The 22,973-nt window shown below is 56.1% G+C and carries 20 protein-coding genes; 15 read left to right on the top strand and 5 right to left on the bottom strand.

All coding sequences use genetic code 11. The features are described from left to right. Nucleotides 1–63 precede the first annotated feature (63 nt). The 3 genes from rbfA to ribF all read left to right on the top strand — a co-directional run bounded on the left by rbfA (nucleotide 64) and on the right by ribF (nucleotide 3,165). Nucleotides 64–699, top strand: a complete 636-nt coding sequence (rbfA, locus tag D2E25_RS07130; protein WP_125981290.1) for a 30S ribosome-binding factor RbfA — start codon at nucleotides 64–66, stop codon at nucleotides 697–699. Nucleotides 700–713: 14 nt separating this feature from the next. After that, nucleotides 714–1,799, top strand: coding sequence for a tRNA pseudouridine(55) synthase TruB (gene truB / locus D2E25_RS07125; protein ID WP_241217097.1), 1,086 nt, complete (start codon nucleotides 714–716; stop codon nucleotides 1,797–1,799). Between the two features lie 124 nt (nucleotides 1,800–1,923). After that, nucleotides 1,924–3,165 carry a bifunctional riboflavin kinase/FMN adenylyltransferase gene (gene ribF, locus D2E25_RS07120; protein ID WP_125981288.1) on the top strand — a complete coding sequence of 414 codons (1,242 nt, stop codon included), beginning with the start codon at nucleotides 1,924–1,926 and terminating at the stop codon, nucleotides 3,163–3,165. A 148-nt stretch (nucleotides 3,166–3,313) separates the two neighbouring features. Here ribF and radA read toward each other — a convergent pair whose 3' ends face one another. Then, entirely contained in the window at nucleotides 3,314–4,708 is a 1,395-nt protein-coding gene (radA, locus tag D2E25_RS07115) for a DNA repair protein RadA (protein ID WP_125981286.1), read from the bottom strand. A gap of 129 nt (nucleotides 4,709–4,837) precedes the next feature. Between radA and D2E25_RS07110 the strand changes: the two genes are divergently transcribed. Further along, nucleotides 4,838–5,461 carry a hypothetical protein gene (locus D2E25_RS07110; RefSeq protein WP_125981511.1) on the top strand — a complete coding sequence of 208 codons (624 nt, stop codon included), beginning with the start codon at nucleotides 4,838–4,840 and terminating at the stop codon, nucleotides 5,459–5,461. A 123-nt stretch (nucleotides 5,462–5,584) separates the two neighbouring features. Continuing rightward, complete coding sequence (locus D2E25_RS07105; protein WP_004268639.1) at nucleotides 5,585–5,674, top strand: 30S ribosomal protein bS22; 90 nt, start codon at nucleotides 5,585–5,587, stop codon at nucleotides 5,672–5,674. Between the two features lie 182 nt (nucleotides 5,675–5,856). Here D2E25_RS07105 and rpiA read toward each other — a convergent pair whose 3' ends face one another. Next, nucleotides 5,857–6,555, bottom strand: a complete 699-nt coding sequence (gene rpiA, locus D2E25_RS07100; RefSeq protein ID WP_125981283.1) for a ribose-5-phosphate isomerase RpiA — start codon at nucleotides 6,553–6,555, stop codon at nucleotides 5,857–5,859. A 119-nt stretch (nucleotides 6,556–6,674) separates the two neighbouring features. Beyond that, complete coding sequence (locus D2E25_RS07095; protein ID WP_125981280.1) at nucleotides 6,675–7,805, bottom strand: ribonuclease H family protein; 1,131 nt, start codon at nucleotides 7,803–7,805, stop codon at nucleotides 6,675–6,677. Between the two features lie 156 nt (nucleotides 7,806–7,961). Between D2E25_RS07095 and D2E25_RS07090 the strand changes: the two genes are divergently transcribed. Then, nucleotides 7,962–8,156 carry a hypothetical protein gene (locus D2E25_RS07090; protein ID WP_125981278.1) on the top strand — a complete coding sequence of 65 codons (195 nt, stop codon included), beginning with the start codon at nucleotides 7,962–7,964 and terminating at the stop codon, nucleotides 8,154–8,156. Nucleotides 8,157–8,478: 322 nt separating this feature from the next. Then, on the top strand, nucleotides 8,479–9,420 hold the full coding sequence (locus tag D2E25_RS07080; RefSeq protein WP_241217084.1) for a hypothetical protein: 942 nt from the start codon (nucleotides 8,479–8,481) through the stop codon (nucleotides 9,418–9,420). Nucleotides 9,421–9,855: 435 nt separating this feature from the next. On the opposite strand, the gene pgm is transcribed toward D2E25_RS07080, so the two are convergent. Then, complete coding sequence (pgm, locus tag D2E25_RS07075) at nucleotides 9,856–11,532, bottom strand: phosphoglucomutase (alpha-D-glucose-1,6-bisphosphate-dependent) (protein ID WP_125981273.1); 1,677 nt, start codon at nucleotides 11,530–11,532, stop codon at nucleotides 9,856–9,858. 321 nt (nucleotides 11,533–11,853) lie between these two features. Between pgm and D2E25_RS07070 the strand changes: the two genes are divergently transcribed. Next, the gene (locus D2E25_RS07070; protein WP_125981270.1) at nucleotides 11,854–13,941 is read left to right on the top strand and encodes a glucose PTS transporter subunit IIA; all 2,088 of its coding nucleotides are present in this window, start codon (nucleotides 11,854–11,856) and stop codon (nucleotides 13,939–13,941) included. 24 nt (nucleotides 13,942–13,965) lie between these two features. After that, nucleotides 13,966–14,814 carry a PRD domain-containing protein gene (locus D2E25_RS07065; RefSeq protein ID WP_125981268.1) on the top strand — a complete coding sequence of 283 codons (849 nt, stop codon included), beginning with the start codon at nucleotides 13,966–13,968 and terminating at the stop codon, nucleotides 14,812–14,814. Between the two features lie 11 nt (nucleotides 14,815–14,825). Here the strand turns inward: D2E25_RS07065 and D2E25_RS07060 are convergent, their stop codons facing one another. Then, entirely contained in the window at nucleotides 14,826–15,956 is a 1,131-nt protein-coding gene (locus D2E25_RS07060) for a diacylglycerol/lipid kinase family protein (protein WP_206430752.1), read from the bottom strand. A gap of 160 nt (nucleotides 15,957–16,116) precedes the next feature. Between D2E25_RS07060 and D2E25_RS07055 the strand changes: the two genes are divergently transcribed. From D2E25_RS07055 to D2E25_RS07030, 6 genes are all read left to right on the top strand, one after another. Further along, nucleotides 16,117–17,022 (top strand): acetamidase/formamidase family protein, encoded by a 906-nt coding sequence (locus D2E25_RS07055; protein WP_125981262.1) that lies wholly within the window; start codon nucleotides 16,117–16,119, stop codon nucleotides 17,020–17,022. Nucleotides 17,023–17,309: 287 nt separating this feature from the next. After that, complete coding sequence (locus D2E25_RS07050; RefSeq protein ID WP_125981260.1) at nucleotides 17,310–18,284, top strand: ABC transporter permease; 975 nt, start codon at nucleotides 17,310–17,312, stop codon at nucleotides 18,282–18,284. After that, nucleotides 18,281–19,213: an ABC transporter permease gene (locus D2E25_RS07045; RefSeq protein WP_125981258.1), complete on the top strand. Its 933-nt coding sequence runs from the start codon at nucleotides 18,281–18,283 to the stop codon at nucleotides 19,211–19,213. Before D2E25_RS07050 ends, D2E25_RS07045 begins: the two co-directional genes overlap by 4 nt. Continuing rightward, entirely contained in the window at nucleotides 19,210–20,175 is a 966-nt protein-coding gene (locus D2E25_RS07040) for an ABC transporter ATP-binding protein (RefSeq protein ID WP_125981256.1), read from the top strand. The genes D2E25_RS07045 and D2E25_RS07040 overlap by 4 nt, the downstream gene beginning before the upstream one ends. Then, on the top strand, nucleotides 20,172–21,239 hold the full coding sequence (locus D2E25_RS07035) for an oligopeptide/dipeptide ABC transporter ATP-binding protein (RefSeq protein WP_125981254.1): 1,068 nt from the start codon (nucleotides 20,172–20,174) through the stop codon (nucleotides 21,237–21,239). Before D2E25_RS07040 ends, D2E25_RS07035 begins: the two co-directional genes overlap by 4 nt. Before the next feature lie 76 nt (nucleotides 21,240–21,315). Further along, nucleotides 21,316–22,950: an ABC transporter substrate-binding protein gene (locus tag D2E25_RS07030; RefSeq protein WP_125981252.1), complete on the top strand. Its 1,635-nt coding sequence runs from the start codon at nucleotides 21,316–21,318 to the stop codon at nucleotides 22,948–22,950. Nucleotides 22,951–22,973 lie beyond the last annotated feature (23 nt).

Here is a 22,973-nt window from a genome sequence, read left to right as displayed (position 1 = left end):
TGTCACGTTTTCCGACAGCCCCCTTTCAGTCGAAGGGGCCAAAACAGTATGAAAGGACTTCCTATGGCAGGAACCAACCCGCGCGCGGCCCGTATTGCCGCGCTCATCCAGCGCGTTATCGCCTCGTCGATGGAAGCGCAGTTGCATGATAAGCGCCTTGCTAACGTGACCATCACTGAAGTGCGCGTTACCAACGATCTGCAAATCGCAAAGATTTACTGGACGCAGCTTGGTCACTCTGGCAAAGAGGAAGGCGAGCGTAAGCGCGCGAAGCAGGCACTCGACCAGGCTAAGGGTCGTCTGCGTTCACTAGTCGGCTCGAAGGCTGGCTTGCGTTTGACGCCGCAGCTGCAGTTTATTTTCGATGAAGTGCCGGGCGAGGCTACCGAAATCGAAGATATTCTCGCCGTGGCTCGCAAGCGTGATGAAGAGCTGGCACGTGCGCGCGAAACCGCACAGTATGCGGGCGACGCGGACCCGTACAAGCACCCCGAAGAGCGCGATGACTTCGAGGACGATGACGATTTTGACGATGACGATGACTTCGAAGACGCTGACGATTTCACCGTTGACGAGTTTGAAGACAATGGCATTGGCGTAGAAACCTTGGATGATGAGGCTGAAGCGCAAGCCGACGCCGCAATCGACGGTGACGCTGCTGCTGATACTGACGCTGCTAATACCGGCGCACAGGAGTGACCTCGCTCGTGAATATCACTGCACGAACGCACACCGCAGTACCGGGGGAGGAGCCAGTCGGCCCCACCTCCGGACTGTTGATCGTGGATAAGCCGCAAGGCGTAACCAGTCATGATGTAGTGGCGGCTGCTCGCGGCGCATTGCATACCAAAAAAGTTGGTCATGCGGGCACGCTTGACCCCATGGCCACCGGTGTACTGGTAATCGGTTTTGGCAACGCCACTCGCTTATTGAACTACATCGTCGATCATGACAAAACCTATGAGGCGACGATTCGGCTTGGTGCTGCCACCACTACTGATGATGCTGATGGCGAGCTGCTTGAGCTTGGCGACGAGGCAACGCCGATTACCGCTCTTTCGCGCGAACTCATCGAACACACGATTGCGGATCATTTAACTGGGCATATTCAGCAGGTACCGAACGCGTTTTCTGCGATCAAGATCAACGGCCAGCGCGCCTATGATCTTGCGCGCGAAGGCAAGGATGTTGAGCTCACCGCGCGGCCGGTAACAATCCACGAGTTCACGGTGTTGGATATGCGCGTCGGGTACACTGACCGGCAGCGCACCAATGGGCCGCTGATCGACTGTGCACAAGCGCAGAGCGACCTTCGGCCAGTTATCGATCTCGATGTGCGCGTCTCCTGTTCAGCGGGCACATATATTCGCGCGCTTGGCCGCGATTTAGGCGCTCTGCTCGGCAGCGGTGCGTATTTGACGCGTTTGCGCCGCACGCGCGTGGGCCGCTTCGACGTCACCGCAGCGAACGTAGTTACTGCGCATGCCGAATCGCGCACGTTTACCAACCGCGCTGGCGAGACCGTTACACGCAATCGCGCAGTGCTAGATCTCACTGGTGACGAGTTGCGCGCTCACGCACTCACGATGGTGCAATCAGTGCGTGAAGCAATGCCAACCATTGCTATTAGTGCTGAAGATGCTGCAAACTTACGTTTCGGCCGGCGTATTGCGTACGATGTGCGCGAAGCGACTGCAGCCTATGTACCCGGGCAGGATGAGTGTGATGGTGATGTGGCCGCCATCGTGGATCGTGCTAAACGCGGTGAAGCTAAGCCAATCGTCGTTTTCCCCGCATAAGCCCTGCACATTTTTTCGCGTATTGCCTCTTCGATGGCATCCACCCATACCGTACCAGTCTTGAAACTGCTAGAGTGAATGCGCATATTGAAGAGCTACTGTACACAGTTCGCAAAGGAACAGCATGAACATCACCCGACTTACTCCTGACTCAGCTGGCTTGGTCAGCTGGCCTACGCCGAGCTTGGATCGCAAATCCGTGGTTACCGTCGGCGTATTTGACGGCATGCACCGCGGCCATCAGGCAGTGATCGGCCGCACGGTCGAACTTGCCAAGAAGTTCGGCGCACTATCCATCGTGGTGTTGTTCGACCCGCGCCCAGGCCTGGTGCACGCGTATGCGGCCGCACATGATGGCATGGATCCAGCAGACGATGTGCGCGATGTGCAAGCGTTAACTGGTGTTGATGAACGTTTGCGTATCATGCGCGAACTGGGCGTCGACCAAGTGATTGTTGTGCATTACACGCTCGCATTTGCCGCGAAATCGTACCGCTTCTTCCTTGGCCAGATGGTCGGCAAACTTGGTATGCGTACGCTCGTGCTCGGCCAAGATGCTGCAATGGGTAAAGATCGTGCCGGCGATGTGAAAGCGATTGCTACGCTTTCCGCAGCCACCGGCGTATTCGAGCTTGATATTGTTGACGATCGTGGCCCTGGCCATGTGCGCATTCCCGCGAATGCCAAGCCGCAGATGCCCGCCGAGTGGGGTGAGCCAGCTGACCCGCTCGCAGGGCTGAATAAAGCTGAGTTGCGCGCATGGAGCAAAAAGCATCAGGCGCAGCTGCATCGCGTGTGGAGTTCTACGAACGTGCGTTGGCTGCTCAGCCAAGGTCGTGTTGTTGCCGCGAATGAGATTCTCGGCCACCGCCATGTTATTGAAGGCACCGTTGTACACGGTGAGGAGCGCGGCCGGACTATCGGATTCCCAACCGCGAATCTTGATGAAGGCTCTGTCGTCGGCTACCTGCCGGTTGACGGCGTGTACGCCGGCTGGCTTGTCGATATGGGACCTGCTGATACTGCCGATGCTACTGCGACCGACGCCGCGCAGTCAGATAATGCCAACAATGCCAACCGCGTGGCTTCCGACGATAAGGCGCGTATTGCCGATGGCTCGCCATGGCGCTGGCCTGCTGCGATTTCCATTGGCACGAAGCCAACTTTCAGTGAAACTACTGGGCTTCACGAGCGCGTTGTTGAAGCCTACGCTGTTACTAACGACTGGCTGGACTTGTATGGGCACCGCGTGCGCGTCGAATTCGCTGGATTCCTGCGCCCGCAAGTGAAGTTCGAAGGCGTTGACGAGCTGAAAGACGAACTCGGCCGCAACGTTAAAGAAACGCTTGCGATTACTGCCGCGTAACAGCAGTCACGATTGCTGACAGAGTATTGCTGACAGAGTAGGGCCCGCGATTGGTAGTGAACCAGCGCGGGCCTTGCTGCTGTCTGAACGCCGGCGCAGTGTGCTGGATAAGCGGCTTGCGCGGCTATGAAGTGGCTTTTTGAGGGGCTTAACGAATGAGCGCTTCCAGCGCATCACGTAAATGCGCAACCTCAACAATATGTAAGCCGGGAATCGACACGCGTTTGCGCATCACCGGCGTTACTGCCGTCGTAAACCCTAAACGTGCCGCTTCGCGCAAACGATGCTCCAATCGAGGCACCGGACGAATCTGCCCAGTAAGCGAAATCTCACCAATCGCACACGTCGTGCGCGCAATCGGTCGTGCCTTCGCTGCGCTCGCCAACGCAGCCACAATCGCCAAATCACAAGCTGGCTCCTTCGCCAGTCCGCCAGCAATCGTCGAGACATACAAGTCATTCGCCAGCAAATTCACCTTGCCGTGACGGTACAAAACCGCCGTCAGCATAGCGATACGATTCGTCTCCACGCCCACCACTGCGCGCCGCGGCGTCGGCAGTACAGAATTCGTCACCAGTGCTTGCACTTCAATCGGCAAACTACGATGACCATCGAGCGTAAATGTCACGCACGTACCCTCAACCGGCTCATCAGCGCCGGACAAAAACAGTCCGGAAGGGTCGCTGACTTCTTCAATGCCTTCACCGCTCATATCAAAGCAGCCCACCTCATCGGTCGGACCGAAACGATTCTTCACCGCGCGCAACATACGCAACGCCGTCTCCGGGTCGCCTTCAAACTGGCACACGACGTCTACCAGATGCTCCAACGTGCGAGGGCCGGCAATCGATCCGTCCTTCGTCACATGGCCAACCAGCAGCACTGGCACATTCAGCGTTTTTGCCGTGTCAATGAGCGCGCTCGCCACCTCGCGTACTTGCGTAGAACCGCCCGAAATACCATCCACATCTTGCGAGACGATTGTTTGCGCGGAATCAACAATCGCTAACGCCGGCTTCTCGCGTTCAATCAGCCCCAATACCGTGCCAAGATCTGTAGTAGATGCGAGGAGCAGATTGCTGGCTAGCGCATTAATGCGCGAAGCACGCAGTCGTACTTGGGATTGGGATTCCTCGCCAGACACATACAATACAGTCGCATCCGGGCGCGCATGAGCCACATGGCCCGCAGTTTCCAGCAGCAGTGTCGACTTGCCAATACCTGGTTCGCCCGCGACTAATACCACTGATCCGGGAACAATACCGCCACCTAGCACGCGGTCAAACTCGCCAAAACCAGTAGGCTGACGGGCAACCGACGCAGTGTCCACTTCCGTAATCGGTGTGGCTGCGCTGATCAGCCCCGCGGAAGGTTGCGTGCGCGATGTGCGGCCAGGAGCCGCAGTGCGTGAAGCGGCGCTCGGGCGCGCTTCATGAAACTCTTGAACCGTACCCCACTGGCCGCATTGCGGGCACCGACCAACCCACTTAGGACCATCCCAACCGCATTCAGAGCATACGAACTGTGTCGACGACTTTGCCATACTTGCGACGCTATCGGGGTTTCGCGACAATCGGAGCTCCACGCGCAGATAATTGCAGATGATCATCGCAGTAGTCTTGCGGGCGAGTCATGCGCGCGTGAGACAATCGGCAGCATGGCTAAGAGCAGCATGGCTAAGAATCAATCCGTTCCCCCTACGCATGGCACTGTATCTCACGGCAAACTGATCGTTGTGATCGTTGCTGCCGCGCTGGTGGTAGTACTCGCGTTCGCATCCGCGTTTGCGTGGCCCGGTTGGGCGTTGAACAAAACTGATGATGCAGTATCAACGCAGCAAACCACGTCGGAACCTACGAAGCCAACGATTCAGGCTACGAAGCTGCCTGATGCTGCTTCCGAACTGCTGAAAGCAATGCCCGATAGCGTGCTCAATTACGCGCGCACAAAAGCGAAGGGCACTGAAGCGTGGAGTAGTGCGTCGCCACTCGAGGAGTACACAGTAACGTATTCCACCGGCACGAAAGCAAAAGATGTAACGCTCATCGTTGCGCAGTGGTCTGATGCTGATGCTGCCAAAAAGCAATATGATGCGCTTACTGGTGCGTTAAGCGGCAAAGATATCAGCAGTGGCAACGTGAAAGTCTCCGGCAAAACCACTGGCAGCTACGTGGTAAAAACTGACGCTGATAATGCGAAAAAAGCCGTAGCAGTTTGGCAGAACGATACTGTAGTGTTCCAAGTGACTGGCGCTAAGGATGCGGTACGACGTTTCTACCCGCAGTTCCCGCTGTAGTGAGCGGTAATAGTGCTGTTTTGCGGGCGATATTTGCGGGTGATACGGAACGCCGGTGTGCAAAGTCCCTCAATTCGTGTACTATTGGGCAAGTTGCAATCTTTCAAGTAAGGGAGGCTGACGATGGGCTCGGTCATCAAGAAGCGCCGCAAGCGGATGAGCAAGAAGAAGCACCGCAAACTGCTGCGTAAGACTCGCCACCAGCGCAAGTAGTCTTTTCGCTCACGTGGTGAGCATGAAGAAGCCCCTCGACGGATCATCGGTCCGCGAGGGGCTTTTGTTGTTGTTCAGCGCGCGAAATGGTGAACATATACGACGATGGCTCTGGTTCCGTGTGGGAGCCAGAGCCATCGTTAATAATCACGCGAACATGCGCGCGATCGTTGTGCTGATGATCACTTGTTGGGGTTCAGTAGCACGCGCGGGCCGTCCGGGTCGCCAACGATAACCTTGTCAACCATGTTCAAGAACAGGCCGTGCTCCACCACGCCAACGGTGGTGATGAGATCCTCAGCCAGCTCCTGCGGGTGGTCAATGCGCTCAAGGTGCAGGTCAACCACATAGTTGTTCTCATCGGTGCGCACCGGCTTGCCATCAGCGTCGAGACGCAGCGTCGGCTTGTAGCCCTTCGCTTCGAACTTCTTGATAACGTGGCCAGCGCCAAACGGAATCACCTCAACCGGCAGCGGGAACTTGCCGATCGTGTCCACAACCTTGGACTCATCCACAATCCACACGATCTTGTTCGAGTTGGTGGCCACAATCTTCTCCCACAGGAGAGCCGCGCCGCCGCCCTTGATGCCGTTGAAGTTCTTATCAACTTCGTCTGCGCCATCGATCGTGATGTCGATGTGATCCACGTCGTCAATGTCAACAATCTTGATGCCGTAGCCTTCAGCCTGCTCCTGCGTGCGGCGAGAAGTGGTCACGCCAGTGAACTGCAGACCCTCTTCCTTGACGCGACGGCCGAGCTCATCAACCAGGAAGCGCACGGTCGAACCAGTGCCCAGGCCGGCGATCATGCCGTTTTCGATCAGCTTAGCGGCTTCAATACCAGCTGCCTTCTTCAGTGCATCCTGCTGTGCCTTGTCCATAATGCTCCAATGCTCCTTAGCGGGGAAGTCACCTCAAACCTTCGGTTCGAGTCCGCTACCTATACTATCGGATTTGTTGCCTTGTGTTACTTCGCGTCCGGTTCACGGGGTGCGTGTCGTTAGCGCATGTAGAACTGTGCATCATTGATGGTGATGGTGCCATCGCCATTCACATAGCCTTCGACCTCGATCATGCCGTGTACTAAGCGCGGACGGCCGTCAAACGTTGGGCTGGACGCTGGTGGGGGAGTGAAGCGCAACGTGCCAGATGCGCGCAATACGGTCGGCTTGAGCGGTTGCGCAGCATTCGCAGTGTTGGCGGGCGCAGTGGGTGCTGGTTCTAGCGATGGTTCTGGTTCTGGTACTTCTGGTGCTGGTGCTTCTGGTGCTGGTGACTTTGAAACTGCTGGGGACTCGGCGGTAGCAGCATCCGCGGTATCTGTGATATCTGCAGCATCTGCAGTATCGGCAGATTCGCGTGCTGGACCATCTGCGTTGAGTTCTGGCACACCCTCCGGCTCAGTTAGTAAATCAACCAGCGACGGCTTGCGACTGTTAGCTGCTGGCGAAGCGGCAGCTTCTACAGAAGTACCGTGATCATCATGATGAGCGGGCGCGGACGATGACTCCGATTGCTTGCCGCGGCCCAAATGATATTCCTCATTCGAAATAGCGCCATCGAGCAACGATTGCGCATCCGCAGGCACTGTCAATCCATGCGCATACTCAGATGCTTGCAATGATTGCCATCCCTCAAGCGGCAGGTAACCATCCTCCACACCAGAGCGGCAGTCGCCGGCATAGGTACGTGCGAGCTCATCGACCTTCTCGTTGCCTGCATTGCCCGCATGGCCCTTCACCCACACGAATTTCACTGAGCCAGCACGATGCGCCAATTCAGCATCAATCGCCTTAATCAGTGCAGCATTCTTTACCGGCTTTTTCTGCGAGTTCTTCCATCCGTTCTTTTTCCAACCGTGCACCCACTTGGTGGAGCAGTTGATCGCATACTGCGAATCAGTTTCGATAATCAGCGGTTCTGAACCAGGATGCGCGCGCAGAGCTTCCAGTACTGCGCACAATTCGCCAATCTGATTCGTACCGTTCGTAGCGCCGCCCGCATCGCAATCGCCCTCATGCACATGCCCAGGCTTGCCGCCTGCGTGCGGCTCGTGATCCGCCCACGCCCAGCCCATAGGGCCATTGGGATTGCCCAGTGCTGAACCGTCTGTTGATACCGTAATCGTCAATTCGTTCCTGCCTTTCGGGCAATCCCAATGGCCCCCTCGCGGGCGCTTGTATTGCGCCCGCTCACTTCGCCTACAGACAGTCCACCGGACTGTCTGCTTAACGGCTCAGCATTGGGATTGCCCAGTGCGGATCCGTCTGTTGATACCGTAATCGTCATGGAGACCACCATAGCCGGCGCCTTGCCCGGTGGTACAGGCGTGGCAAGTGCAGGTGCGGCAGATGCAGGCGTGCCCCGTATCGTGGAAAATCGCGATTTTGAGGATACGGGGCACGGTCTGCGTGTGTTCGGGGGTTTGATCGGCATTGGTTGTAATTGGAAATCGTTGGAATTCCGCGGTTTTGAAAAATAAGGAGATTGGTTGCCGCTGGAGTTGCGTGCCACGTATCGCCAAAATCAGCAAAATCGCCGATACGGGGCACAAGGCGTAGAGTGCCGAGCACAGCAGGGCACAAGGCATAGGGCACAGGGCAGGGTACAAGTGCAGGGTGTATGGGGCGCGGGCGACGAGCATGGTGCGCAGGGCGCGGGCGACGAGCATGATGCGCAGGGCGCATGCGGCAAAACTGCGCCAGCCCGCGGAACTGAATGGCATACCTTTTTGTGGTATGAGGGACTGGTGTATCGCTGCGTCGCCTGATACGGTCGGATTCATGAGGGGGAAATTCGAGGTAATGACAGACATGCCGATCGGAACGTCGGCCGGTATGTCGGCTGGGCTGGAACTTCGGCGGCTTGAGACCATCGAGCGCTGCACGGCGGTGGCGAAGCGCTTGGGGCGACCGTTGCTGTTCGGCATGACCACATCGCTGATGTTGCAATCGGTACCATTGCCGGAACACTGCAATCTCGACATGAATGCGTTGCACACAGTTTCCAGCTCGAAGAGCCGGCGTATTCGAATCCGTGATGCTTCATTGCGTTCGCATGTGTGGACGCCCATGTCGTTGACGATTCCGGTGCGAATCAATGATTATGTGTTTGCTCTCGACCTGTTCCACACATGGGCGCAGTTGGCTGTGCATGTCCCGCTCGAGACTTTGGTGGTGCTTGGGGATTCGGTCGTTACCGCCGTGGCAGGGAATCCATCGTTGGCGAAAGGGCGTGACGCCTCGGGCGTCTATCGCGATTTCGTGAATTTCGCGAATCCTCTGCCTTCTCGCAGAGGGTCTGCCGCTTGTGCAAAGGCGTCACGATTGGTGCTGCCTGGCTCCGGGTCTCCGAAGGAATCGGCCTGTTGCCTGATGTTGAGGCGATACGGGTTGCCGTGTCCGGAACGTGGTTATGTGATTCCTCGGATGACGTTTCGTTCCGGTGTTCCGATGACGCTAGACATGGCTTGGCCCAAAGCGCTTGTGGCAGTTGAATACGATGGTGATCAGCATCGTACGGATAAGTGGCAGTGGCGGCGTGATCAGGAGAAACGTGATCGCGCTCGTGCACGTGGGTGGCTGATTTTTGTAGCAACGTCAATGACTTTGGACGATGATGCCGCCAGCGTCGAATTCGCGTTCAGTATCGCACGGCAGTTGGTGTTGCGTGGTGTGCCCTGTGATTTTCAATTGGTTGCCATGTCTCTGGAAAGACTGGCCTGTAGCGTGCGCGATCGAGAGTAATGGTTCGGCTTCCGCTTGAGTAATGGCGTGCGTTGATGCCATGTGCGTTTGTGCCCCGTATCGTGGAAAATCGCGATTTTGAGGATACGGGGCACGGTCTGCGTGTGTTCGGGGGTTTGATCGGCATTGGTTGTAATTGGAAATCGTTGGAATTCCGCGGTTTTGAAAAATAAGGAGATTGGTTGCCGTTGGAGTTGTGTGCCACGTATCGCCAAAATCAGCAAAATCGCTGATACGGGGCACGGAGATGCTGCTGACCGCGTCCGATGAGGGGGACAACGGTGAGGGGCAGATGCCGTATCGCGGGAATAGGGCGAGAATAGTGTCGTGGAGCGGAAATGATACTGGGGGATAGGAGATGCGGAAATAGAAAGGTCTCCCGTGAAATGAAATTCACGGGAGACCTTTCCGATGATCAGGTGATCCGCAGGCGCACTACTCAGCGAGTGCCTTATCAACAACCTCGGTGGCCTCAGCGAGGACCTTGTCGAGGGCCTCAGGAGACTCGAAGGACTCGGCGTACACCTTGTAGATGTTCTCAGTGCCAGACGGGCGAGCTGCGAACCAGTTGTCCTTGGTAGTGACCTTCAGACCGCCGATCTTAGCGTGGTTGCCCGGTGCTTCGGTCAGCTTAGCGGTGATGTCCTCGCCGGCGAGCTGCGTGGCGGTTACGTCATCGCCAGTGAGCTTGGCGAACTTCTGCTTCTGCTCGAGCGTGGTCGGCGTGTCAACACGCTTGTACCAGCTCTCGCCAAAGCGCTCAACCTGCTCCTGGTGCAGCTGAGCCGGGTTCTTGCCGGTCTTACCGGTGATCTCAGCAGCCAGCAGATCAGGAATCAGACCATCCTTATCGGTGGTCCAAATGCGGCCGTCGCGACGCAGGAAGCTCATGCCGGAGCTCTCCTCGCCACCGAACGCAACTTCACCCTTGAACAGCGGGTCAACGAACCACTTGAAGCCCACCGGAACTTCGATGACCTTCGCGTTGATCGAAGCGGCCACGCGGTCGATCAGGGAGGAGGAGACGAGCGTCTTACCAACGGCTGCACCCTCCGGCCAGCCCGGGCGGTTGCCACCGAACAGGTACTCCACGCACACGGCGATGTAGTGGTTCGGGTTCATCACGCCCCAGTTCGGGCACACAATGCCGTGACGGTCGGCATCCGGGTCGGTGCCGCCCACCAGATCGTACTTATCCCATGCGCCGGCGTTGAGCTGGTCCACCAGACCCTTCATTGCGTACGGGGAAGACGGATCCATACGGATCTTGCCATCATGGTCGATGGTCATGAAGCGCCACGTCGGGTCGACTTCCGGACGTACCACGCCAATGTTCAGACCGTACTTCTCGTTGACGAGCGGCCAGTAGTTGACAGAAGCGCCGCCCAGCGGGTCAATGCCCAGACGCACGCCGGAGTTGCGAATGACGTCGAAATCGATCACGTTGCCAAGATCGGAAACGTAGTGATCGCGGAAGTCGAAGCCTTCAACGTACTCGGACTTGATGGCTTCCTCGTACGGCACGCGCTTGACGGACTTGTAGTCGCCGAGCAGCTCGTTGGCGCGCGCAGCGATCGCGTTCGTCACGTCAGCCGGAGCCGGGCCACCAGTGACTGGATCGTACTTGAAACCACCATCAGTAGGCGGGTTGTGAGACGGGGTGACAACGATGCCATCGGCCAGACCTTCGCCAGTGAAGCGCTGGGTGCCGTCGGCAGCACGGTTGTGAGTCAGGATTGCCTGGGAGACGACTGGGGTTGGCACGAAGTCGCCGCGCGAATCGATGCGCACGTGCACGCCGTTGGCGACCAGCACCTCGATAGCGGTCTTCTTGGCTGGGTCAGACAGCGCGTGCGTATCGGAACCGAGGTAGAGCGGTCCAGTAACACCGGCCTTCTTACGGTATTCGGCGATAGCCTGAGAAATAGCGACGATGTGAGCCTCGTTGAACGAGGTCTTCAGGGACGATCCGCGGTGACCGGAGGTGCCGAAGATGACACGCTGCTCGGGAACAGACGGGTCGGGGACGAGGTCATAGTACTTGCCGATAACTTCGTCGACGTTGATCAGATCAGCTGGGGTGGCGGGAAGGCCCGCATTGTTTGCTACCATGCTTTCTATTTTGCCACGGAATCCTAGCGACAGAATGGCTTTAATGTAAACAATTGTAATTTTTTGTTCTTAACGTGATTGATTACGGTTGGTATTTGGCCATTTTGAGGGCCACAAAAGAAATGACAACGTTTTCGACACGCCATGCTTGTCAACCTGTCAATTCCATCGTATGCTAAAACCGATTCAATTGCAGGGTTGCAAGTCCACAAGACGCAAGACCTGAGGTACGGATAGCCATATCTATACCCCAGGTCTTTTTTGTTTTCTGCAGCCTTGCGAGCGGATGAATCACAGGAAGATTCACGGAAGGAAAAAGGGATGGCTGAATCCACAGCATCGCAGATTATTGCTGCAATCGGTGGCCCTGCCAATGTCAAGAGCCTGACGCACTGCGCCACGCGCCTGCGTTTCGAGCTCGTCGATGCTGGCAAGGTCGACCAGCACCGTCTGGACACCATGAAGGGTGTGCTCGGTGCCGTGCCGCAGAGCGGTGACCGTTACCAGGTCGTCATCGGAGGCGCTGTTGCCTCCATGTACGAGGAGATCATGCACCTGCCTGAGATGGCGTCCATCGGCGGCGCTGCCAAGGCCTCCAGCAATGGTGAGATGTCCAATGATGAACTCAAGGCCGCTAAGCGTAAGCAGGGTGTTCGCGGCAAGGTTGCATGGCTGGATTCGTTCTTCGAATACCTGGCTGACTCGTTCCGCCCGATCCTGGGCGTCCTGCTCGGCGCATCCATCATCATCGCGCTTGTTAACCTGTTCATCTCCCTCGGCGTGATCGAGAGTGAAACCGCCACCATTAGCCTCGTGTTCGTGCAGGCTATCTGGAAGGGCGTGTTCTACTTCCTGCCGATCATGGTTGCCTACAACGCTGCTAAGAAGCTCAAGGTTGATCCGTGGCTGGGCGGCTCCATCATGGCAATCCTCATGACCCCGCAGTTCGCTGAGCTGGGCGACGCTAAGAAGTGGGGCGACGCTGTCGATTGCGTCAAGAACACCACGCTGGGCACCACGTCCTGCACTGCTACTGTGTTCGGCCTGCCGATGCAGCTGTCCGACTACTCCGGCAACGTGTTCGTGCCGCTGCTGATGGCCGCCGTGCTCGCCCTCGTGTACCACGGGCTCAAGAAGATCATCCCCGAAAGCGTGCAGCTCGTGTTCCTGCCGTTCTTCTCGATGATCATCGTCGGCGCTCTGACCGCTTACCTCATTGGTCCTATCGGCGTGTGGGCTGGTAACGGCCTTGGTGTTGGCCTGTCCTGGATGAACACTCACGCTCCGTTCATCTTCGCTATCGCTATCCCGCTGCTCTACCCGTTCCTCGTGCCGCTGGGTCTGCACTGGCCGCTCAACGCTCTGATGCTTATGAACATTCAGACGCTTGGCTACGACTTCATCCAGGGCCCGATGGGCGTGTGGAACTTCGCCTGCTTCGGTACCACTGCTGGTGTGCTGTTCCTGTCCATCCGCGATAAGGATGACCAGATGCGCCAGACCTCCATCGGTGCTCTCGCCGCTGGCCTGCTCGGTGGTGTTTCCGAGCCGAGCCTGTACGGTATCCACCTGCGCTACAAGCTCATCTACTCCCGTATGCTGATCGCCTGCGGCACTGGCGGTGTGGTGATCGCTGTTCTCGGCTGGCTGTTCCCGTCCTCCGCTGGCGTGCGCGGCGTGACCACCACCACCTTCGCCTTCACCTCGCTGCTGACCGTCCCGGTCTTCAACCAGATGTGGGTGTATGGCGTGTCCATCGCTGTTGCGTTCTTCCTGGCTATGTTCCTGGTGATCACGTTCGATTACCGCACCCCGGAGCAGAAGGCTGAACTCAAGGAACGCCAAGCTCAGGAGAAGGCTGACCGTGAGCTCGAAGCTCAGGCTGCTGCAGCCCCGGCTGCTGCTCCTGCTGCTGCCACTGCAACCGCTGTTGCTGAAGCGCCTGCCGCTGTGGCAACCGACACGGTTGGTGCCCCGGTTTCCGGTCACGTGATCTCCCTCGACGAGACCGGCGACCCGGTGTTCGCTTCCCGCGCACTGGGCGAAGGCGTTGGCATTCAGCCCTCCGACTCCACGATCGTCGCGCCGATCTCCGGTGTGCTGCAGACCGTTGCTGAGACTGGCCACGCATTCGGTATCAAGTCCGATGATGGCGTCGAGGTGCTCGTGCACGTCGGTATCGACACGGTCAAGATGAACGGCGAAGGCTTCGCTGTGGCTGTGGCTGCTAACCAGCGCGTTAACGCCGGCGACACTCTGGTGACCGTCGATTTTGATAAGGTCAGGGAAGCTGGATTTAGCACCACCACTCTGATGACGGTGCTGAACACTGCCGCACTGGCTGGCGTTACCCCGAAGACGGATATCGACGTTAAGGCCGGCGACGCGGTGCTGGATATCCAGCACTGATGTCGTTCGGCTGGAAGGAACGTCGTGGAAATACTTCGCGTCTTTAACAACAATGTCGTGCTTGCTAAAGACGGTCACCGTGAAGTGATCGCTACAGGGCGCGGCTTGGGGTTCCAAGCCAAACCCGGCATGCACGTCGATGACGCAAAAGTTGTCCGCGTGTTCGTTCCCGCCGATGGACGGGATCCTGACCATGTAGGTGAACTACTGTCAGAGATCCCGCCCGAAGTCATTCGACTGGTGACCGACGCCATGGCGAAGGTTGGACTTGCTGATCAAATCGAATCGCAGCCCACCCTCGTCATGGCGTTGGCCGATCACGTTACCGGCGCATTGCGGCGCGCACACGACGGTGTTGTCGTGGAATATCCGCTGCAAGCCGAAGTACAATCACTCTATTCCACTGAATACGCGCAGGCTGTAGCATTGGCCAGCGAGCTCAATCGTCATCTTGACTGCAAACTGCCGCCGAGTGAAACAGTCGCGTTGGCGCTGCATCTTGTGAACGCCGGATTTGCGACCGGCGACCTTTCTGATACGTATAAGATGACGGGCGTCATCCAGCAAATGCTAGCCGTCATCGAGCAGACCTACGGCGTCAAACTCGACCAGCACAGTATTAACGTAGGCCGCTTTATTACTCACTTGCGCTACCTGTTTGTGCGCATTCATCAGGGTAAGCAGCTTGATAAAGAGCCTGAGCCGATTATCGAATCAATTCGACAGTCGTACCCGAAAGCGATGAGCTGCGCGGATATTATCGGCTCGATCGTGGCGCTGCGACTGGATACCAATCTCACCGAAGATGAAGTCGCGTATCTCGCATTGCATGTTTCCCGCGTTGTCGCGGATGCAGACGCGAGCAAGCAATAAAGCAGCCCCTGCTAGTCCTTAATCGGCGGAATAATGCCGGTCGCGGAAAAATCAGGCGACACTTCTGGCACACGTACGCAGAGCGCAGCCTTATCCACACTAAAGCGAATATGACTCGTCTCGCCGAGCATATCGCCATCAACTTGCGCAAGCACTGGCTTTTCGAGCGTAATTTCCGCGCTCACACCTTGAATTTGATCAATACTGGAATTCGTTGAGAGCGGGCTAGAACCAGCTTTACCGGTAATCGTCTGATGAACCACATCGCCGAACAGGTTCGCCCAGCCGATAATGCCGCCGGACGTGTCGATAATCTCAAAGTCAAGAATGCCATCGTCATACGCAGCGTCTGGCATCAGCGAAAACACTGGAATTTGGCCGCAATTGCCGGCCATAAACGTGCGGAACACGAGCCCGCGCGTGCTGTGCGTACTGCCATCCGCACTCGTAACCGTTACATTGCCGCGATATTTCGGCGCGAACAGGTTCTTGACGCCGGACACAAAATACGCCAGCCAACTAATGTTCTTCTTCAACTGCGGGTCGGTTTCGTCAATCATTAGCGCATCGAAGCCAATACCCGCAATAATCAAGAACGCGTGGCCGTGATCTTCCTTCGGATCATCAAGCAACGTCAAACGGCCCACATCCACATGGCGCGAACCGTGCGAGGTTGCGACGGTGAGCGCCGCGTCAATATCGTCAATCGGAATGCCCATATTGCGCGCGAACAGGTTACCGGTACCAATCGGCACAATACCCATCGCGTGTCCTGTGCCGGAGACTGCGCTCGCCACCGTGCGCACAGTGCCATCACCGCCGACGGCCACCACTACGTCAGCGCCGTGCTCAAGTGCTTCGAGCGCGCAAGCGCGGCCATCCTTGTCGAGCTGCGTGTCGATATATTCCACTTCGGTCAGCCCTTTTTCCGCGCAGAAACGCTGGATGTGTGCGCGGCGGACATCGGCCTGCGGTTTAGAAGGGTTGATGATGAACGCGTAATGTACCTGATCGTCGTCGCGTTCGACGAGTTTAGCTGCCAAGCGGTTGCGGCGATGCGCGCGCACTGCAAGTACGGCGGCCATAATAATAACAATGACGCCGATGATGGCGGCGATCGTAATGATGACGGATTCAGGCATGGTTTCCATTGTCGTCGCGCCTTGCATGGTTATGCCCGCTCACGCCATGAAACTCGACGATTCCTGCACGTTCTGCAATCGAAACGTTGCGGTCCTATGGTGTGTGCTGACGCTGATGTGATGATGACCATTCATCAGGAAATAGGAAAGGAACAAACTGATGATCGAACTGTCGAATGACCACGTGATCTTTGCTTTTGACAAGCAGCACGCGCCTGCGCTCACTATCGAATCGGGGCAGACTGTGCGCATTCACACGCAGGATTGCTTCTCCGAGCAGATTAAATCCTATGACGACAGCTTGGAGACCTTGGACTGGGATGCTATTAATCCTGCTACTGGCCCTATTTATGTGAAGGGCGCTCAGCCGGGTGATGTGCTCAAGGCTGAGATTCTTGATATTGAGCTTAATAAGCAGGCAGTGTGCAGCACGGGTCCTAACGAGGGTGTGCTTGGCGATCGGTTTGACAAGGAATACTTCCACTTGGTTGCCGTCGGTGATGGCAAGGTTGCTTGGGATGACAAGCTCAGCATTCCGATTCAGCCGATGATTGGCGTTATTGGTGTGGCTCCGGCTGGGGAGGCGGTGAACTGTGGCACGCCGAACACGCATGGTGGCAATATGGATTCCAATAAGAACACGATTGGCACCACGCTGTATTTCCCGGTGAACACGGAAGGTGCACTGTTTGCGTGCGGCGATATGCATGCGGCGATGGGCAATGGCGAGATTGGTGTGTCTGGCGCAGAAATCGGCGGTGTGGCGACGATTCGTTTGACCGTTATTCACCCGCAAGATGGTGAGAGCATTGATACGCCATGGTATGAAACGGCTGATGAAGTTGGCGTGATTTATTCTGCGCCGACGCTGGATGAGGCTGCTGATAAGGCTGTCCACCTCGTTGTGGATGCTGTTGCAGCAAAAACTGAGTGGAGTGTCCACGATTTGACCATGCTATTCAGTATTTCTGCCAATGTTGAAGTCTGCCAGATGGTCGATCCGCTGCGTACGGTTCGCTTTGCGGTGCCGAAGAGCGTGCTGAATACGATTGGTTTTTCGCTGTGAGGCAGTCGTGTAATTGCTGCATTGAGCAGCGGTAGTTAATGTTTAAAACGTAACAAACCGGCGGTTTTTCGCCGGTTTGTTACGTTTTAAACATTTTTTTTGTTGTGCCTGTTGCTGTACGTCATTGCACCTTGCTGGCATACCCCCATAATGATGCTCAACCATTTATAGTCCCTGAAACGTAATGGTTTGTAACACGCGGATTACGTTTTCTCGCGTTTGTTCATCTACCTATTACTCCCGTGCAACAGGCGCCTCTAATACTCGGACGAAACCACAGCAATGGGATGACAAAGAGAGGGGGAACGGTGAGACGATTCGTAGTTAGCAAGTTGCTTCAATACGTTTTTGTGATGTTTTGCACGAGCGTAATCATCTTTGGACTCGTACGACTTGGGCCAACCGATCCGGTTTCTGTAATTCTTGGAGGCAAGCAGTCCACTCCGGCAACCATCGCGAATATTCGCAGTCAATTCGGACTGGATAAGCCGGTGCTCACCCAATACGTCGATTGGATCGGCGGTATGCTGCACGGAGACTTCGGCCTGAGCTACCAGTACCGCCAGCCGGTCTCGCTGCTCCTTGCACAGCGCCTGCCTACCACGTTGGGCATTGTTGTTTTGGCAACACTGATCGCCATTGTTATTGCTATTCCCGCAGGCGTATACACCGGCGCTAAACAGCACAGTGTTAGCGCTACTGTGCTCTCAATCATCGAACTGGTGCTTGTCGCTTGCCCGCCGTTCCTGACCGGTATTCTTATGATTTGGTACCTCTCCACCTACATGCCCGGCGTTGCATTCACTGGTAGCTACAACGGTTGGGGTGAATATTTCCAGCGCATTAGCTTGCCGGCCGTCTGCATGGCTTTTTCCATGATCGCTTTGATTTCGCGCATGATGGAACGTGGCATGGCAGACCAGCTGAACAGTGAATACAGCATGGTGATTTCTGCTAAGGGTGCTTCGCGCAGTCGTGTGATTTGGGCGCACTGCTTTAAGAACGCAGTGATTCCTGTGATTACTGTGCTTGGTTTGCAAATCGGTATTTTGATGGTTGGTTCCGCGCTGGTAGAAACAGTGTTTTCGCTGCCGGGCGTGGGCACGCTGCTGATCGATGGCGTGAAAGCCGGCGATTATGGCGTGGTGCAAGCAGTAACACTGCTTCTCGTGTTCGTGTTTATGACTATTTCAACCATTTTGGATCTCGTCTATGGACTGATTGATCCGCGCATTCGTGAAGGTAAGGGAGGCGACCAATGACCGCCGCTACTATCGACACCGCGACGACGGGGAAAAAGTCCCGCGTAAAGAAGAATTCCAGCAGCTGGAAGTCATTCTTCACTGTTCCGGTGATTGTCTCCTCGGTGGTTCTCGTTCTGATTCTGCTGTCGGCAGTTTTCGCGAACGTGATCGCCCCATACGATCCGAATCAGGTCTCTCTTGGCGCGATTCTGTCGCCGCCTTCCGGCTCGCACCTGCTGGGAACTGATAAAACCGGCCGCGATATTTTCAGCCGTGTACTCTTCGGCTCGCGTACCACCATGCTTTCTGCAATCGGTGTGGTGGCTATCAGCATGGTGATTGGTATTCCATACGGCTTGGCATCTGGCTACTTTGGCGGATGGCTCGATAAGATCTTGATGCGCATTAGCGATGTGATTCTTTCGTTCCCGAGCTTGCTGCTTGCCTTCCTGCTGATCGCTGCTTTCGGCCGTAGCCTGACGAACGCGGTGGTTGCTGTGGGTATTGTCTACGTGCCAATGCTGGCTAGGTTGACGCGATCGGTTGCACTGGTAGAGAAAAACAAAACGTATGTGGAAGCTGCGCAATCGATTGGTTACAGCAGTGCACACATTATGTTCCGTGAGATTTTGCCGAACTGTGTGCCGGCTCTGATCGTGCAAGGCACGCTTGATCTTGGCTACGCAATCCTTGACTTGGCCGCCATGAGCTTCCTGGGCCTTGGTGTGCAGCCGCCAACTTCCGATTGGGGTGCCATGCTCGAAGAGGGGCGCGGTTTGATTCAGCTGGCTCCACTGTGTGCATTGGCTCCTGGCGCGATGATTCTGATCACCGTGGTGGCTATCAACGTGCTCGGCGACGGCATTAATCATTGGTTGGATCCGAAGCAGCGCAAGCTTATGCCAATGCGCCGCTTCCGCAAGCTCGTGTTGGGAGGCGAACGATGAGCGAAGCGAACGATCTGCTCGACATTAACAATCTCGCGGTAACGCTCAACGCTCCTCAAGGCATTGTGCAGGCTGTCAGGAACGTGAACCTCACCGTCAAGCCGGGCGAAATCCACGGTCTTGTTGGTGAAAGTGGCTCTGGAAAATCCATGACTGCGAAAAGCATCATGCGACTCAATGACGAAGGCGCAACCCTGTACGAGGGCAGCATTCGCTTTGAAGGCAACGAGCTGCTTACGCTGAAGCCTAAAGAAATGCTGGAATATCGCCGTAAGAAGATCGCAATGATCTTCCAAGACCCAGTACTTTCTCTCGACCCACTGCAGCGCATCGGTGATCAGATCATCGAAAAGCTGCGTTTGGCAGGCACCAGTCGTCAGGATGCGAAAAAGCGCGCTGCGGAACTGCTCGAATCAGTTGGTATTCGACCAGCTGACGAGCGTATGCGGCAGTATCCATTCCAAATGAGCGGTGGTATGCTCCAGCGCGTCAACATTGCAATGGCGTTGGCCGGCGATCCGAAGCTGCTGGTGGCAGACGAGCCGACAACCGCTTTGGATGTGACCGTGCAAATGCAGATTCTGCGACTGCTTAAGGATTTGCAGCAGCGACTCGGCGTGAGCGTGCTGATTATTACGCACAACTTCGGTGTGGTTGCAGAAATTTGTGACACGGTTTCCGTGATGTACCGCGGTGTGATTGTTGAGCAAGGCGATGTTGATTCGATCTTCCGCTCTCCGCAGCACCCGTATACCAAGGGTTTGATGGCTGCAATTCCGCGATCTGGCCCAGATGAAGGACTGCCAGAGCCGATGACTGAAGACTTTGCGGACCCACTTGACCCGCAGCTTTCGCAGCCGGTTGAAGGCTCTGCACACTTGCGTACCCCGATTATGCATCAATTCAGCCCCACGCACAGTTACGCCGATGCGTATGTGCAGGCTGGAAAGGAGCAGGCATGAGCGACATCTTGTTCGACGTGCAGCATTTGACGAAAGTATTCGACCTGGGCAGGGGAGTAGTTGACGGGCAGTCCCGCAAGCTCGAACTCTACGCAGTCGAAGACATGAGCTTTCAAATGATGCAGGGAGAAACCCTTGGCGTGGTAGGCGAAAGTGGTTCTGGCAAGTCCACGATGGGCCGCTGCTTAGTCGGTCTTGAACATGCCACTTCCGGTACCGTGCTGTACAAGGGCCGCGATATCAGCAAGGTGAGCAAAAGCGAAGCGCGCGAACTGCGTAAGGATATGCAGATCGTCTTCCAAAACCCCAGCAGCTCGTTTAACCCGCGCAAAACGATTGGCGAAAGCCTTAAAGAAGTCGCATTGTTCCATGGGCTCAATCGCGAGCAAGCGGACGCGCGCATTCGTGATCTGCTCGGCTTTGTGAACCTACCGGACGATGTGCTTGATGCGCGCAGTAACGGCCTGTCTGGCGGCCAGCTGCAGCGTTTGGCTATTGTGCGCGCGCTGATTCCTGACCCGGAGTTCATTCTTGCTGATGAGCCCGTAAGCGCGTTGGATGTGTCGGTGCAGGCGCAGATTCTTCACCTGTTCGATGATCTGAAAAAGCGCATGGGCGTCTCCACCTTGTTCGTGAGCCACGATTTGACGGTTGTTGAGCATTTGTGCGACCGCGTGATCGTCATGTACTTGGGTGCGATTGTAGAAATGGCTGAAAGCCGCGAGCTCTTCGACCATCCGCTGCATCCATACACGCAGTCACTGCTCTCCAGCCGTCCGAAGGAATACCCGTGGCAGGATGTGAAGCATCTCGAACTCAACGGTGATATTCCAACCGCTATTGGCGAGGCACACAATTGCCGCTTCCACACGCGTTGCCCTGTTAACGTGCATGGCGTGTGCGATCAGGAACGTCCGCCGCTGGTGGAAGTTACTCCCGGCCACTGGGTGTCCTGCATTATCTCCGATCCTGATCGTCACTTCGGCGATGAATTCCAGCTCACTGACGGCGCTTGGCATCGCACGCACGCTCAGAGCGCAACGCCGGCTGCACAAGCTGTCTGAGCTACGCATATTCAAGTTTGTTAATCCCCAAGTTTTGTAAGTAGTTCACTAGGTAATTTCATAGAGAGGAAGAACCATGAAAACCAATGTGATCAAACGAATCGTTACCACGTGCTGCGCCACGCTGGCTGTGCTGTCAATGGCAGCCTGCTCTGGCCCCTCGTCAGCAGGCAGCGACACGTCTGACTCCAGCACACTGACTGTTGGCGTGACCAGCCAGGTGAAGAACATCGACCCGATTTACGCGTACGATTTCGTCACCAGCCCGGTAACCAACCAGATTACGGAAAGCCTGCTCCAGTTCGACAAGAACGACAAGATTCAGCCGATGCTTGCCAAGAGCTGGGAGCAGAAGGATGACACCACGTACGTCTACCAGATTCGCGACAACGTGAAGTTCTCCGACGGCAACCCCATGACCATGGATGACGTGGTGTACAGCCTTGAGCGTTACCGCAACCCGGACCTCGCCTCCTACGTGGCATGGATGTACGACAACGTTGACACCATTAAGCAGACTGGCGACTGGGAGCTGACTGTGAAGCTCAAGCAGCCGGATGCACTGTGGAAGTACGCTTCTGCAACTTCTGGTACCGGCATTGTTGAGAAGAGCGTTGTTGAGAAGTATGGCAAGGATTACGGCACGGTCAACGGTATTCCGATTGGTACCGGTGCGTACGTGGTCAAGAACTGGGCTTCCGGTGGCGATGTGACGCTGGAGTACAACAAGGATTACTGGGATAAGAGCGAATCTGGCGATCCTGATGTGAAGAAGATCGTGTTCCGCCCGATCGAAGAAGACAGCACGCGAGTTGCCGCTTCGACTTCTGGTCAGATCGATCTTGATCTTCAGACTCCAGTCGACATGATCGACCAGGTGAAGAACAGCAGCAAGGTGAAGCTGGCGAAGATTCCGTCCGCTGGTTTGAACTACATCAGCTTCAACACGAAGAAGGCTCCGTTCGACGACGTGAACGCTCGTAAGGCTGTTGCTGCGGCAATCAACGTCGGTGATATTCAGAAGAGCATCATTAAGGATGCTGGTGTTGCCACCAACTACCTGCTTGACCCGGAAACCCTGTTCCTGTTCAACAAGGATGAGTGGACTTCCTACGAGAAGAGCGCTGACGTGGTGAAGTACAACGTTGACAAGGCTAAGGAATACCTGTCGAAGTCGAAGTACCCTGATGGCTTCAGCTTCGATATGACCGTGATGAGCAAGTCGCTGCCGAACAACGTGGTGCTCGCTATGCAGCAGGATCTGAAGAAGGTTGGCATCACGCTGAACATCAAGAAGGTCAGCAACGATGAGGCCACCAGCCAGCAGTTCGGTTCCGGTATTGAAAACGGCGTGCGCCCCTACCAGGCACTGATGACTGAATGGTCCAGTGATTTCCCTGACCCGGCTGGTAACCTGACCCCGCTGCTCGCCTCCACTGGCGGCGGTGACGGTGGTTCGAACTCCGCACAGTATGAGAACTCGCAGGTTGATGATCTGCTCAACCAGCAGGTGCGTTCTTCTGACGATTCCGAGCGTACCAAGCTGCTCACGCAGATCATGGATATCGAGAACCAAGACCTGCCGTACTACGTGTACACCCACCAGAACTGGCTGTTCACGTACAACCCGAAGATCAAGAACGGTGTTGCTGACGCTTCCCCGTTCTGGTTCTGGAACATGTACATCAAGAACTTCAAGATCTCTAAGTAATCCCTGTTCATTCAATTACGAAG

The organism is Bifidobacterium goeldii, from assembly GCF_003951095.1.
Lineage (GTDB): Bacteria > Actinomycetota > Actinomycetes > Actinomycetales > Bifidobacteriaceae > Bifidobacterium > Bifidobacterium goeldii.
The sequence above is the reverse complement of the archived record's forward strand: the minus strand, read 5'-3'. Positions and strand labels throughout refer to the sequence as shown.